14 protein-coding genes and 1 pseudogene are annotated in these 14,980 nt (G+C 32.4%); 12 read left to right on the top strand and 3 right to left on the bottom strand.

Annotated elements, in window-relative coordinates; all coding sequences use genetic code 11:
- Positions 1–74: 74 nt before the first annotated feature.
- The 7 genes from BMX60_RS09520 to BMX60_RS09490 all read left to right on the top strand — a co-directional run bounded on the left by BMX60_RS09520 (position 75) and on the right by BMX60_RS09490 (position 8,163).
- Positions 75–320 (top strand): hypothetical protein, encoded by a 246-nt coding sequence (locus BMX60_RS09520; RefSeq protein ID WP_207648380.1) that lies wholly within the window; start codon positions 75–77, stop codon positions 318–320.
- A gap of 111 nt (positions 321–431) precedes the next feature.
- Positions 432–2,174, top strand: a complete 1,743-nt coding sequence (locus BMX60_RS09515) for an ABC transporter ATP-binding protein (protein WP_091351244.1) — start codon at positions 432–434, stop codon at positions 2,172–2,174.
- Between the two features lie 12 nt (positions 2,175–2,186).
- Positions 2,187–4,181 carry an ABC transporter ATP-binding protein gene (locus BMX60_RS09510; protein ID WP_207648432.1) on the top strand — a complete coding sequence of 665 codons (1,995 nt, stop codon included), beginning with the start codon at positions 2,187–2,189 and terminating at the stop codon, positions 4,179–4,181.
- A gap of 141 nt (positions 4,182–4,322) precedes the next feature.
- On the top strand, positions 4,323–5,222 hold the full coding sequence (locus tag BMX60_RS09505) for a GNAT family N-acetyltransferase (RefSeq protein WP_091351243.1): 900 nt from the start codon (positions 4,323–4,325) through the stop codon (positions 5,220–5,222).
- Positions 5,223–5,255: 33 nt separating this feature from the next.
- A complete protein-coding gene (locus BMX60_RS09500; protein ID WP_091351242.1) occupies positions 5,256–6,752 on the top strand; it encodes a YjjI family glycine radical enzyme in 1,497 nt (498 codons plus the stop codon).
- Entirely contained in the window at positions 6,742–7,587 is an 846-nt protein-coding gene (locus tag BMX60_RS09495) for a YjjW family glycine radical enzyme activase (RefSeq protein WP_091351241.1), read from the top strand. The genes BMX60_RS09500 and BMX60_RS09495 overlap by 11 nt, the downstream gene beginning before the upstream one ends.
- 3 nt (positions 7,588–7,590) lie before the next feature.
- The gene (locus BMX60_RS09490; RefSeq protein WP_091351240.1) at positions 7,591–8,163 is read left to right on the top strand and encodes a xanthine phosphoribosyltransferase; all 573 of its coding nucleotides are present in this window, start codon (positions 7,591–7,593) and stop codon (positions 8,161–8,163) included.
- A gap of 148 nt (positions 8,164–8,311) precedes the next feature.
- Here BMX60_RS09490 and BMX60_RS09485 read toward each other — a convergent pair whose 3' ends face one another.
- The gene (locus tag BMX60_RS09485) at positions 8,312–9,316 is read right to left on the bottom strand and encodes an aldo/keto reductase (protein WP_091351239.1); all 1,005 of its coding nucleotides are present in this window, start codon (positions 9,314–9,316) and stop codon (positions 8,312–8,314) included.
- A gap of 21 nt (positions 9,317–9,337) precedes the next feature.
- Positions 9,338–9,661, bottom strand: coding sequence for a YlbF/YmcA family competence regulator (locus tag BMX60_RS09480; protein ID WP_177159767.1), 324 nt, complete (start codon positions 9,659–9,661; stop codon positions 9,338–9,340).
- Between the two features lie 173 nt (positions 9,662–9,834).
- Between BMX60_RS09480 and BMX60_RS09475 the strand changes: the two genes are divergently transcribed.
- Together BMX60_RS09475 and BMX60_RS09470 are read left to right on the top strand one after the other, a co-directional pair.
- Positions 9,835–11,202: an MATE family efflux transporter gene (locus BMX60_RS09475; protein WP_091351237.1), complete on the top strand. Its 1,368-nt coding sequence runs from the start codon at positions 9,835–9,837 to the stop codon at positions 11,200–11,202.
- The gene (locus BMX60_RS09470) at positions 11,190–12,287 is read left to right on the top strand and encodes a metallophosphoesterase (protein ID WP_091351236.1); all 1,098 of its coding nucleotides are present in this window, start codon (positions 11,190–11,192) and stop codon (positions 12,285–12,287) included. The genes BMX60_RS09475 and BMX60_RS09470 overlap by 13 nt, the downstream gene beginning before the upstream one ends.
- Here BMX60_RS09470 and BMX60_RS09465 read toward each other — a convergent pair.
- Complete coding sequence (locus BMX60_RS09465) at positions 12,284–13,333, bottom strand: hypothetical protein (RefSeq protein WP_091351235.1); 1,050 nt, start codon at positions 13,331–13,333, stop codon at positions 12,284–12,286. The two genes, BMX60_RS09470 and BMX60_RS09465, sit on opposite strands and share 4 nt — an antisense overlap.
- 113 nt (positions 13,334–13,446) lie before the next feature.
- Between BMX60_RS09465 and BMX60_RS12080 the strand changes: the two genes are divergently transcribed.
- From BMX60_RS12080 to BMX60_RS09455, 3 genes and pseudogenes are all read left to right on the top strand, one after another.
- Positions 13,447–13,623, top strand: coding sequence for a hypothetical protein (locus tag BMX60_RS12080; protein ID WP_177159766.1), 177 nt, complete (start codon positions 13,447–13,449; stop codon positions 13,621–13,623).
- 105 nt (positions 13,624–13,728) lie between these two features.
- Positions 13,729–14,276 (top strand): annotated as a pseudogene (locus tag BMX60_RS09460) (recombinase family protein).
- A partial coding sequence (locus tag BMX60_RS09455; protein WP_143055921.1) for an RNA-guided endonuclease InsQ/TnpB family protein occupies positions 14,266–14,980 on the top strand: 715 nt, incomplete at its 3' end. The pseudogene BMX60_RS09460 and the gene BMX60_RS09455, both read left to right, overlap by 11 nt.

Below are 14,980 nucleotides of genomic sequence, written 5' to 3'. Positions count from 1 at the left end.
AAACTTTTGAAAGAGTATGTGTCATAAAACCAAGGGGGTAGTGTGTCTAAAATTAGAACAAAGGGGATGAACTGATGAGTAAGAAGAAAAAAGGTAACAAGAAAAAGAGTCCACAAAAAGTGAACTTAAAGAATTTTATAGAGTATGTTTGTTTGGGGTGCAAGATTGTAGAAAAAGTTCCCAAGGAAGTAGTGGAATACTTTGATATGATGGATGATGGAGATACATCAATACCACCTAGATTTAGCTGTGAGAGTTGTGGAGCAGAAATGTATCCCAAAGATTATATAGGAGTTCATGGAGAGCACTATAAAATATAAATGAATTTAAGTGCGCCGAATGGCGCTTTTTTTATCTACTTTACAAATTTTTTGAATATGGTATCATTAGAGAAGCGAAATATTTTTTAGACTTGGGAATGGAGGGTCAAGATGTATAGGTTAAGATTTATTAAACCCTTTTTAAAGGCGTACAAATGGCATTACCTTTTCGGGCTATTTTGGTTGTTATTAGTCAATATTATGCAGTTAATCATTCCAAGGATATTAGGAAGTGTTTCCGATGGTCTTGCTGAGGGTATTTTAGATTCTTCAGGCCTTTTAAGGTATGTAGGAATTATTTTAGCTTTTGCTTTGGTGATAGTTATCAGTAGATTTATGTGGCGGATTTACATAATTGGGACATCGAGAAGATTAGAATATTTTTTGCGAAATAGATTGGTAGAACATTTACAAAAATTGTCACCGGAATATTTCAATCACCATAAGACGGGAGATTTAATGGCCCATGCCACCAATGATATTAATGCTATTCGGATGGCCTTTGGTCCGGGAATTATCATGATTACCGATGCTTTGGTAATTAGTATAATTACAATATTTTTAATGATAAACCAAGTTGGTTGGCAGTTAACGTTAATAGCCTTAATTCCATTACCTTTTTTAGCAACTGGTGCCGGGTTTTTCGGAAAAGTTATTCATAAGAGATTTAAGAATGTCCAAGAGGCTTTTTCTAATCTTACCGATAAAGTTCAAGAAAATCTTTCTGGGATAAGGGTTGTAAAAGCCTTTGTACAAGAACAGGCTGAAATAAAAAAGTTTAATGAAGCAAGTCAACACCATGTTAATATGAATATGCGACTTATTGTTATTTGGGGAGCATTGTTCCCACTAATTCAAGTAATTGCCACATTAAGTATGGTCCTTATCCTCTTTTTTGGAGGTAGGGCTGTTATTAGTGGCAGGATATCTATTGGTGATTTTGTTGCTTTTAATAGTTATTTAGGATTAATGATTTGGCCAATGATGGCTATCGGTTGGGTTATCAATGTTATTCAGCGGGGAACTGCCTCTTTAGATAGGGTAAATGAAATCTTATCGGAAAAACCAGATATAACCGATGCCAAAGATGCTGTAGAGTTGGATATTCAAGGGGAAATAGAATTTAAAAACCTAACCTTTGAATATGTTAAAGGAATTCCTGTCTTGAAGAACATTAACTTAAAAATAGAAAAAGGTAAAACTTTAGCTATTATAGGTAGAACTGGTAGTGGAAAAACAACATTAGTAAATCTGCTGTTGAGAATGGCAAATCCCCCTAAAGGAACTTTGTTTATAGATGGTGTAGATATAAATAAAATTAAGCTCCGGAGTTTAAGGGAAAATATTGGCTACGTTCCCCAAGATAACTTCTTATTTTCAACAACTATTGAAGAAAATATAGCCTTTGGTTTAAAAGACTACACCTTTGAACAGGTGGAAGAAGTGGCAAAAATAGCCCAAGTTTATGATAACATTATGGATTTTCCTGACAAATTCGGAACAATATTAGGAGAAAGGGGAGTTACTTTATCTGGGGGTCAAAAGCAGAGGGTTTCTATTGCCAGGGCAATAATTAAAGAACCGGCTATTTTAATTTTAGATGATAGTTTATCGGCGGTAGATACCCATACAGAAGAGGAAATACTCAAAGGCCTTAAGAAAATAATGGCTAGTAGAACCAGTATTATTATTTCCCATAGGGTTTCTACAGTAAAAGAAGCAGATGAAATTATAGTAATGGATGATGGAGAAATAGTGGAAAGGGGTACCCATGAAGAGTTAGTAGCACAAGGTGGCCTCTATTACCAGCTTCACATTAAACAATTATTAGAAGAAAAGGTTAATATGGCATAAGGTGGTGGGAAAATGGTACATGAAGAAGAGGTTATAGGTAAAGCCTATGATTCCCGTTTGATGAAAAGGTTGTTAAAATATGCAAAACCTTATTGGAAAACATTTGCAATATCTATTTTGCTATTGATGATTATAACTGTTATAGATTTAGCTAGGCCATATCTCGTAAAGATAGCAATAGATGACTATATTTTTACAAATCCCTATGTCGTTGTGGAAAAGGGCTTTGAAGAAGCAGACAGATATCCTGGGATCCAATTTAAAGGGAAGTATTTTATAAAAGAAAAATATTTACCGGAAAGTTATAGGGACTATCCCCGCTATATTATCGAAAGTTCTGAAGAAGGATACTATCTAGTTCCCGTTAACTTTTCTGGAGAATCTATCCCCCTTTCTAGGTCTGAATATTTAGCCTTTAGGCAATTAGATATAGATGGATTAACTAAACTAGGATTTATTTTTGTGTTAATTGTCTTTTTAGGTTTTGGATTAAATTATATCCAAGTTTATCTCCTCCATAAAACAGGTCAAAAGATTATCTATAACTTGAGGGAAGAAATTTTTACTCACTTACAGAAAATGTCTTTAAGTTTTTTTGATAAAAACCCGGTAGGTCGATTAGTTACCAGGGTTACTAACGATACTGAGACATTAAATGAAATGTTTACAGGTGTTTTAGTAAATTTATTTAAAGATATCTTTATTTTATTAGGTATAATGATTATAATGCTAAGGCTTAATTTGAGGTTAGCCCTAACAGTATTTTCTATTTTACCCTTCGTTCTCTTGGCTTCTCTGTTTTTCAGAATTAAAGCTAGGGAAGCTTATCGGGAAGTTAGGACTAGGTTAGCCAGAATAAATGCTAATATCGCTGAAAATATTTCAGGAATGAAAATTGTTCAAATTTTTAATCAGCAACAAAAAAAGTTTAACCAATTCGATGAAATTAACAAAGGATATTTAGATGCTTCATTAAAGGAAATCAAAGTCTTTGCAGTATATCGCCCTTTTATTGATCTCCTTTATTATTTAGCTTTAACTATTTTAATTTGGTTCGGTGGTGGTTCAGTACTTAGAGGAACATTAGAATTTGGTGTTTTATATGCCTTTGTAAGTTATGTTCAAATGTTCTTTCAACCTATAAATGACCTTACGGAAAAATATAATATTTTACAAGCTTCCATGGCTTCTTCGGAAAGGATTTTCCAGCTTTTAGATAAAGAAGAGGATATTAAAAATCCTCCCAATCCAGTGCCTTTAACAAAAGTAGAAGGAAAAATCGAGTTTAAAAATGTTTGGTTTGCCTATAATGAAGGGGAATGGGTTCTTAGGGATGTTAGTTTTACTATAAATCCTGGAGAAACTGTGGCCTTTGTAGGGGCAACGGGGGCGGGTAAAACTTCTATTATCAGTTTAATAAGCCGTTTTTACGATATTCAAAAAGGGGAAATTCTTATCGATGGGGTAAATATTAAAGATGTGGATCAACAAGAATTAAGAAAACATATCGGAGTTGTGTTACAAGATGTATTTTTATTTAGCGGGAATGTTAAAGAAAATATCCGTTTAAATAACGAAAATATAACCGATGAAGATATTAAAAGAATTGCCCGAACCATCAATGCCCATCATTTTATAGAAAAATTACCTAATAAATATGAAGAAGAGGTACAAGAGAGGGGTTCAACCTTTTCCGCAGGACAAAGACAATTATTGGCATTTGCTAGGGCTTTAGCCTTTGACCCTGCCATATTGGTATTAGATGAAGCTACCGCTAATATCGATACAGAGACAGAAGAGCTTATTCAGAAAGCTTTAACCAAGTTAATTGAAGGTAGGACAACTATTGTGGTAGCCCATAGATTGTCTACTATTCAAAATGCCGATAAGATAATAGTTATGCATAAAGGAAAGGTAAGGGAAATGGGTACACATCAGGAGCTATTAGAAAAAGGTGGGCTATATTACGACCTGTATCAGTTGCAATATAAAGAACAGACCGTGTAATACGGTCTGTTTTGTTAATCTCGATTTTTTAAAAATAAGGCTACTCCCTTTTTCCCCATGATTTCACTTCCAATCTTCTAGAATTTTCTTACTAAAATGATTATACTATAATTATGAGGCAAAGGCTATAGGAGTGAGGTTATGGAAGTAGTTAAATTAACTAAGGGTTTAGATGTTAATATTTTATTTCAAGATATGATTAAAAATTATCAAAGGGAATTTGGTAAAGGGGTAGGAAAGTATATTCAAAACAAACTGGATATAATCCAGTTTGGAGAAATCCCGGCCTACTTATTGAAAAATGGAGATGAGATAGTAGGTTATTTTGAATACGAAAAGGTAGCAGAAAATAAGGTTTGTTTTTATGTATTATATGTAACTAAAAGGTATAGAAAGAAGGAAGTTGTTCAATATTTTGTTAAACATACTTTGCTAAAATTGCAGGAAGAAGGGATCAACCATTTTGTTGCCCATATTAACCCTTTATCAACCCTTCCTTTAGAAGTTAGTCTAACAGGCTGTGGCTTTAAAAAATATCTCAGAAATGAGATGAGTATAAAATTAAGGGACTTTAACCCTACTTTAAATTTAGAAGTATATCCCTTTGATGTTAAATATTTAGATAAGTTAAAGTCCTTGATGATTTTAGTTTTTAAAGACACTATTGATTCCCAAATTTACTCGGAATTTTTTACTCTAAAAGGACAAGAGGGAGTACTAAAAAGGATTTTTACAGGATTTTATGGCAGGTTTTTAGCAAATAATTCACTAATCTTAGTGGAACAGGGGGAAGTTATTGGATATGCCTTGGTAACGGCAAAGGACTGTCATACAGCCTTTTTAATGGATTTTGGTATCCATCCTCGGTTTCAAGGAAAAGGTTATGGAAAAAATCTGTTATACTACTTGAGCAATAGTTTACGGAAGGAAAATTATAAGTACTTAAACTTAGCTGTGACAGAGGAAAATACTAGGGCATATAACTTATACAAAAAATTTGGTTTCAGTATAGTAGGAGAATTTACTATATATATGTTATAATAAATTTAATCCAAAATTAAGGAGTTGTTAATAATGGATAGAAAAGGACAAGTATACGATATTATAACAAATAGATCATTAACTTATCGGCAAAAAAAACATCTATTAGCAGTTCAAGGAGAAAATATTTTAGATTATCCAAATTTAAGTAGTGAGACATGGGAATATTATCAGAAAAAGGTTCTCTGTGACCTATACGAAGGAAATGCCCCTTACCGCCCTAGATATATTTTGCCAGATTATAATTTGCTGTTTAGTAAAGGCTCTACTTTTTTAAACCTCAAACCACCAACAGATTTATTTGAAGCTATCCAATCCCTAATTATAATGTACACCAATGTACCTTCTATTACTGGTCAACCGGTATATTTAGGTAATATAGACCAATTATTAGAACCCTTTACTAAAGGGTTAGATGAAGATTATATTTACAAAATGATTAAATGGTTTTTAATCAGCATTGATAGAATTATTGCCGACGGTTTTGCCCATATGAACATTGGTCCAGAAGAAACACTAATAGGAAAGTTGATTTTAAAAGCAGAAAGGGAATTAAAACAAAGTGTTCCCAACCTTTCCTTCAAATATTGTAAAGAAAGGACATCTGAGGAATTTTTGTTAGAAGCAGTTAATACTGCTTTAATTACAGGGAAACCCCATTTTCACAACCATCAATTGATTAGTGAACAAGTGGGAAATTACGGAATAGTAAGTTGTTATAACAATTTAAAAATTGGTGGCGGAAGTCATACTTTAGTTAGAATTAACTTATTAAAGTTAGCTAGGGAAGCTAAGGATTTAGAAGATTTTCTCAATAGTAAATTAAAGGATATAGCCAAATCCGCTGTAGAAATGGTTAACGCTAGGGCGAGATTTTTAGTAGAAGAAGTAAAATACTTCGAAACAGACTTTTTAGCGGAAGAAGGTTTTATAAGTTTAGATAATTTTACTTCAATGGTAGGAGTATTCGCTTTAGCAGAAGCTGTTAATTATTTTTCAGAAGGAAAGTACGGCCTAGACCAAAATGCCAATAGGTTAGGCCTAGAAATAATCCATGCATTAGATAAATATCTAAAGGAACACCCTGGATTATATTGCAAAGGTAGTGGTGATAGAGTTGTTCTCCACGCCCAATCAGGAATATCTGAAGATGTTGAAGAAACAGCGGGAACAAGGATCCCCATTGGAGATGAGCCACCACTATTCCAACACCTTAATGCTGTAATTCCCTTCCACAAATACTTCGTATCGGGAACCAGTGATATTTTTATCTTTGACAAAACTATCAGGCAAAATCCCCAAGCTCTGGCTGATATAATCAAAGGAAGTATGGATAAAGGGTTAAGGACTTTTACTGTAAACGTAGGCGACAGTGATTTGATAAGGGTAACCGGTTATTTAATTAAACGGACTGATTTAGAAAACTATCGTAAAGGGGTAAAGAATAAAGATTCATCTGCAAATTTAGGGGCAGAAGCTATAGAAAACCAGAGGATATTAAATAGGAAAGTGAACAAGTATGGATTATAAAGGGCTAGTGACAAAAATAATTCCCTTTTCCTTTGTAGATGGCCCTGGAAATAGAATGGCGATTTTTCTACAAGGTTGTAATTTTAATTGTGGCTATTGCCATAATCCTGAGACTATAAATTATTGTAATAACTGTGGTAGTTGTGTTGAAGTTTGTCCCAGTGGGGCATTAACTATACAAAATTCTAAAGTTAACTATTCTAAAGAAAAGTGTGGGGACTGTGATATGTGTATCAGCCACTGTCCCCATTTTTCTACACCAAAGGCTAGGAAAATGGCTACTTCGGAGGTAATGTCAGAGATTAAAGGGGTAGAACCATTTATCCAAGGAATAACTATTTCCGGTGGTGAATGTACTTTACAATGGAAGTTTATCAGGGAGTTATTTATAAAAGTTAAAGAAGAAACTAAATTAACGACCTTTATTGATAGTAATGGGTATTTTTCCCAAGAAGCCCTTTTTGGGTTACTACCAGTTACCGATGGCTTCATGTTAGATTTAAAAGGGGCAAGTTCTGCTATCCATCAACAAATTACTGGTAAAGATAATAAAAGGGTATTAGAAAATATTAAAACTGTTTATGAAAAGGGGAAGTTATATCAACTAAGGTACGTAGTAGTACCTACAGTAAATGATGGAGAAGAAATTGAAGTTTTAGCCCAGAGAATAAAGGAAATAGCAAAAGACTTACCTTTAGTTTTAATACCCTTTAGAAAATATGGTGTAAAGGGAAAATATAAAGATTTATCAGGAGCTACCATTAAGTTGCTTGAAGATATAAAGGAGTTACTTTTGAAAAGAGGATTAACAAATATTGATATTAGGAGTGAGTAGGAGATGGAATTTTTACAGCAGCAAATTCAGAAATACGGTAAAATAGTTTCTAAAGATATTGTAAAAGTAGATTCTTTTTTAAATCATCAGCTTCAGCCCAAAATTATCGAAAAAATAGCCGATGAGTTTATTGGAGAATTTTCTAAGTATAACCCCACGAAAATTTTAACAATTGAAGCATCGGGAATAGCTATAGCAATGGTTATGGGAATTAAAACAGGTCTACCAGTTGTTTTTGCTAAAAAGAAAAAACCTGTTACATTATCAGGAGAATGTTATTCCAGTAATATTTACTCATACACAAAAAAAGAAACAAATTCTATAGTAGTTTCAAAGGAATTTATTCAAAAAGGAGATAGGGTTATTATAGTTGACGATTTCTTAGCTATGGGCTCAGCGGTTTTAGGACTGATTGATATTGTTGAACAAGGTGAAGGTGAAGTTGTAGGTATCGGTATAGCTGTAGAAAAAGGTTTTCAAAAGGGGGGAGAACTTCTCAGGGAGAAGGGTTACAATTTAAAATCTTTAGCTATTATTGAGAAGATAGAAGGAGATAAAATTTTTTTTAGAAATTAGAAAAAAATGAAACCTTTTACCAATTCTTTCGTCTATAATAATTGAAATGGGGAAAAGGTAAAGGGTATTACGGATATATTTTTTAAAACAGCCTAAAGGGCTGTATTTTTTTGGTATAAATAAGGTGAGTACCCAAAATTAAGGATACTCACCTTTGAAAATCACTATGGGATTTTTGTAACATTTCTCTGATAGGCAGTTCATAAGGGCATCTATTTTCACAAATACCACATTGGGAACACCTATTGGCAAGAACAGGTAGAGATTGATACCTTGCTGTAGCCCAGTCCTTTAATCCATATCTAGATAAATATCCATGGAGGATAAATACAGTAGATATTTTAATTCCTTGGGGGCAAGGTTGACAATAATCACATCTACGGCAAAAGTTATTTTTCAATTCCTCGATATCCCTTAAGATTCCTTGCTTTTCTTCTTCAGTCATCTTTAAGTCTAAGCTAGCACGGAAATTTTCCTCTACTTGTTCTACACTTTCCATCCCTGGAATAACCACATCGACAAAAACTTTACTTAAAATATACTTGATACATCCCGAGGGACTAGTTAAAGCTCCGCCGGCAAAGGGTTTCATTACAATTGTTCCTACCCCTTTAGCCCGGGCATACTTAAAGAGCTCTTCACTTTGGGTTTCTAATGGATTATAAGGTCCTTGGACTGTGTCGAAAGGGAAAATATCTAAAGCTTCTTTTAGAACTTGAGGTTTATGTCCTGTAATTCCAATGTATCTGATATACCCCTTTTCTTTAAATTTAAGTAGGGTTTCCATAGCTCCATTTTTTCCTAATACTAACTGAAGTTCATCAAGGTTAGATATTAGATGTAATTGATATAAATCAATATAGTCTCGGCGGAAATTTTTTAAACAATTGGTAATAGCTTTTTCCATTTCTTTTCCGTCTCTGGCGGGAGATTTACTAGCTAAAACCCAATAATTTTTATCTTCATTGATAGCAAAACCTATTTTTTCTTCACTATCACTGTATCCTTGTGCGGTATCAATAAAATTTATCCCTAATTCCTTAGCTCTGAGGATAACAGTTTTAGCTTTTTCAAAACTAACTCGTTGAATAGGTATTCCACCAAAACCTAAAGGATAAATAGATAAATCTGTTCTGCCAAGTTTAGTCAGCACTGAAATCACCGCCTAAAAGATCTACTTACTTAATTCTTCAGCAATTGTTTCATTGACATCGGTCATTAATTTTTCAAAATTTTGTTGAGCTTCCATTACAGCTTTTAATGTAAGATTTAAGCCTATTTGACTTTCAAGTAATTGGATTTTTTTAATGTCTTCAGCGTCAGGTTGTTGTCCTTGATATTGTTTTTCTAAAATGTTGTGCTGTAAAATTTGAAATTCTTTTATTAGATCTTGTGCTTGGGGATCTAATTTGAGCCTTGCTTCTGCTGATTTAATAGCTTTAAATTCTTCAGATTCTTTAATTAATTTCGCTAACTCCATTACTTTTTCTTTAATCAAAGTAAACACCTCCATTTGTGATAATTACTCTTTCGACATTTAATATGAAAAACCCTTTATTTTTTTCCCTATTTTCAAGTTGTAATTATTTTGAAGATTAACTATAATTATGTTAGGTTATATTTTATACCTAATTCTAATATTAGTTATTTTACCGAGAAAGGAAGCAAAAAATGCAGAAAAAAATCGATCTAACCAAAGGAAATATTGTAAAAAACCTATATAGATTATCTTTACCGATAATGGCAGGAATGTTCTTACAAACTATGTTCAATATAGTTGATACATTTTTTGTAACTAGACTAGGTGGAACAGCACTAGCTGCTGTTACCCTACACCTTCCCATTTTCTTTTTACTCTTAGCCTTAGGTAATTCAGTTGCAATTGGAACAAGTTCTTTGATTGCCCGTTCTTTAGGAGCTAATGATTATTCAACTGTGCAATCTACTGCTGAGCAAAGTATAGTTTTAGCTATAGTCATAGCCCTTGTATCTACTGTCCTAGGGCTGATAGCGACTCCCTTCATCTTTATCTTAACTGGAGCTGAAGGTAAATTACTCTCTTACGCCATCTCTTATAACAGTATTATTTTTATAGGCAATATTTTTTTCTTTAGTTATGTTGCCTTTGATGGAATACTGAGAGGGGAGGGGGATATGAGGACTTCTATGGTCAACTTAGTTATTGCTACAGTTTGTAATATTATCCTAGACCCCCTTTTAATTTTTGGTTTTGGACCAATTCCTGCCTTGGGAGTACAGGGAGCAGCTTTAGCAACTGTACTTTCTAGAATTGTAGGTCTTTATTTTGTTGTTAGACATTTTGCTAAAGGAAAATCTAGTATAAAATTTAAATTTAATCTAGTATGGAACAAGGAAATAATTAAAAAAATTTTTATAGTAGGAATACCGACATCAATATCCCAGGTAATGCTTTCTCTATCATTGTTTGTATATAATCAAGTGGCAATGATCTTTAGTGAAAGTGCAGTAGCAGCCTTAGGTTTAGGTTTTAGGATAGATTCTCTGGCCTTTTTACCTGGATTAGGTATTTCAGTAGCCACTGTAACACTAATAGGGCAAAACTTTGGAGCTGGGGAAATAGAAAGGGTTAAAAAGGGGTATTTAGTTGCTTTAATCAATGCTTTTATTATCATGGGAACCTTTGGATTGATTTTTTTAATTTTTCCTGAAAGGGTATTGAAAATATTTAATCCTGAACAAGAAGTATTAGTTTATTCTCTTCAGTATTTAAGGACAATTCCTCTGTTTTATGGTTTTTTAGGAGTTGGTTTTATATCCGTATCAGCTTTTCAAGGAATTGGCGAAGGATTACCAGGACTTATCACCAACTTTTTAAGATTAGGAGTTATTGGAATTCCCATGGCTTACATACTCAGTTTGTATTTTTCTTTAGGAGCACAAGGAATATGGTGGGCTATAGCTTTAAGTGATATTACTTTTGGCTGTGTGGGGTGTATTTGGTTTTTTTATAGACTCCGTAACCTCACTAGAGAAGGGAGGGTTTTATGGGAAAAATAGTTGTTATCGGTGATATCCATGGCCGTTTAGATTTATTACAAAAATCCCTCAAATTAAAGGGAATTATAGATGATAATAATCGCTGGATGGCAGAGAATATTCAGGTTGTACAAATGGGTGACCTTATTGATCGGGGACCTGATTCTTTAAAAGTAATTAAGTTTGTCCACAATCTTAAAAAACAGGCTAAAAATAAAAATTCCCAATTCCATGTGATATTAGGTAACCATGAAATAATGGCTTTATTTGCAGGTTTAGGTTGTGATGAAGCTAAAATGCACTGGTATTATAACGGTGGAGATAGTGTTTATTTGGAATGGCTAAAAACAACGGGTAGAGAGGATTATGATAGTTCATGGCCATGCTTACCTGAGTTTTACGAAGATTTTTCTCCTAAAGGATTTTATGGGAAAATGTTATTAAGTTATCGTCCATTGTTAGAGATAGATAATATTTTGTTTAGTCATGGAGGGGTTATTAAAGAGATAGATTTTGATAATTTAAATGAGATTGTTAAACAAATCTTTTTAAATAGAGAAATTTCCCAGTATGATCAGGGTATTTTTAATAAAAAAGGGCTCTTTTGGCTAAGGGATTATGACGAGGAAGGGATTGAGAAAATAAATAAACTTAGGGGTCTCCGTTTTCAAGTGGTTGGACATACCCCTAAGAATGGAATATCTGTAGAACTTGGAGGAAAATTAGTTTTTGTAGATGTTGGTATTAACCAAAATGATCTACCCTGTGCTATCACTTTAGAAGATGAATTTATTGAAATTCATACTCCCTATCACCATAAAATTGTAAAAAGCACAGAAGATATCTTTATTCCCTTAGTTAGGAAAGATAGGATTAAAAAATATCCTTATAATAATCCTAAATATAAAGCTGGGGATCTAATAAAATTGTTTTCTGTTTTAGGTCATAAATATGAAGTGTATTTTAAGATTACTGGCATAATTAAAGACTATAACATGAAGTGGTATGAAGGAGAATTCTTATACCAAAATGAAAAGGAAACAAGGGTAAAGCAGGGAAGATGGCTGATTGGTCACATCGATAAACATGGTAGAATTGTAAACTAAAGACTTGGCAAAGAAAAGGAAATCTTCCATGTAAGTCCATTAGGGTATTTAACTAAATCAAATAGTAAAGGGTTGGTATATCTTTGGTTATTTAAATAATAATAACAATTGACTTTTACTTTTACCTGATTTTCTTCTGCCGAAATAATATCAATAGAGGAGATATGTATCGATTGTAGGTTTACAAAAAAAGTAATGTCTTCAGTGGGATTTTGCATAATTAACTTAGCTAAGTGTTCTTGCCTTTGGGTGGAAAAAATAATAAATGCTTTTACTATTTCTGCAGGTTCCATATCTATAAGGGTTTGAAATAGTAGGCCTGCAGCTTTTTTTACCATAAGTTGATGGGCAAAATCCAGGTTATTAGTTCCATGGGTTACACAATTTAAAAAATGAATACAAAAGTGTCCATCAAATCCATTGTCTCTTATAGCCCCATCCCCATGGGGCATTCCATTCATTGAACCAGCAATATAGCGGTTTCCTACTTTAACAATTACTCCACGACGATCCCAACTCCAACTTTGGTTATAGATGTCAAACATTATTTCTGTATCTTGTTTAGTAAGGGGTTGAACGTCACAGTGGGAACTCCCTCCCCTGCGCTGTACTCGAAAATATTTTTGTGTTTCTAAATCTTTTACTAAAGCTTTTGCATATTTAGGGAATACTTTATCTGCTTCTTGCCAATCTAAATATTCTCCAAAAATCATCTTATCTAAAGATGATTTTTTTTCTAATAATTTTTCCCTAAACCCTTGTTCAAGTTGATAAATTTCTCCAGTTTGTAAATCTTGTGCAAAGGTTAGAGGATAATCAATTTGGTATGATTTATTGTCACTTTTTAAAAGGAAAACAGGTAAATCTAGTGTAACTGTTGTATTGATTGGTTCAAGGGCAAAATCATTGATGGTAACTGAATTTTGAGGTAGTAAAGTCTTAGGAGAATATGAAAAATAAAAGACTTCCTCTTGTTTAGAATTACAAGAGGTTAAAGTAAATAATACTAAAAGGAAAAGAGATAAACTTACAAATTTTTTCCCCATAATTTTAACCTCCCCAGGAAAAGAAAAATTATATTCCTTAGTCTTTATATGTATTTATGTATATAAAATCCAAATGATACATATATTTTTATTACTTTAGGGGAGGTGGTTTTGTGATTATTAAAGTAATTATGTTACTCCTTTTGCTAATGGCAGGTTTGTCATTGATTTATCAAGGCACCCTTCATTTATTATCCCAGTTTTTTTGGGGAAATTTTATAGAATTGTTATCTATTTCTATCCTCATGGTATTTTTTCCAGGGATATATCTTGCTAACCTTATATTATAGTCATAAAAATAAATAAAAATAAGAAAGAATATCAAAAATTTTAACAAATTATACTATTATTAAAATAAATATATGTTATAATTATCTCATAAGGAGATGATTATAATGAAATCTAAAGAAGTATTGGAATTATTGCAAATATCAAGACCTACTCTAACAAAATATGTAAAAGAAGGTTTGATAAAAGTAAGTGTTCTACCTAATGGTAGATATGATTATGACAAAGACAGTGTATATAAACTATTTAACAAAGGAGTAGAAAGAAAAACTTATATTTATGCAAGGGTTTCTACTCCAAAACAAAAAGCTGATTTAGATAATCAAATACAATTACTAAAACAGTTTTGTTTTAGTAATGGATACTGTATATCAAGAGTATTTTCAGATATAGCTAGTGGTATTAGCTTTGAAAAAAGAAAAGATTTCTTTAAAATGCTTGATGATGTAATGGCGGGTAAAGTAGTAAAAAATATCATTGCGAGATAGTGGTGATGAGTGAAGTAGGTTCTGAAAAATTAGACAGTGAGGAAATCTTTGAAGAAGTAGTAAGTTTACTTCATTGTTATTCTATGAAATTATATTCTAAAAGAAAAGTAAAGAAGATAAAAGAGGTGCTTGAAGAAAAGGAGGTGAATAGAGAAGATGAAAGTTAACCGTGTTGAAAAACATATAATATATCCTAAAAATCCATATTATCAAATGTTAGACGAATATTGTTTTAAATCTAAGAACCTATACAACTTTGCAAACTATCAAATAAGGCAAAAATTTTGTAAAGAAGGCAAATATATCTCCTACAATCAAATGGACAAGCTATTAAAACAAGAAGGAATGGATAATGATTACAGAAATATGCCAACAGCACAATCTGCCCAACAAACATTAAAATTATTAGATAAAAATTGGAAGTCCTTTTTCAAAGCTATTAAAGATTGGAGTAAAAATAAAGAAAAATATACGGGAAGACCAAAACTACCTAAATACTTACCTAAAAATGGTAGGAATGTATTGATTTTAACAAGTCAAGACTGCAAATTAAAGGATAATAAAATAATTTTTCCTAAAGGGTTTAATGGTTTAACATTAAAGACAAAAGTAGATAATCTGCAACAAATTAGAATACTACCAAGAAACAATCATATTGTTATTGAAGTAGTTTATCAAATAGAAATTCCTGAAACAAGAAAAGATAATGGTAGGTTAATTAGTATTGATATTGGTTTAGATAACTTTGCAACCATAAGTAATAATGTAGGTGTAAAACCTATAATACTGAATGGTAAGGGTCTAAAATCAATAAATCAATACTACAACAAAAAAATAAGTCATTATCGTCAAATAGCAAAAAGAATGAATA

Source organism: Anaerobranca gottschalkii DSM 13577, from assembly GCF_900111575.1.
Taxonomy (GTDB): domain Bacteria; phylum Bacillota; class Proteinivoracia; order Proteinivoracales; family Proteinivoracaceae; genus Anaerobranca; species Anaerobranca gottschalkii.
This window is presented reverse-complemented; position numbering and strand designations above follow the sequence as displayed.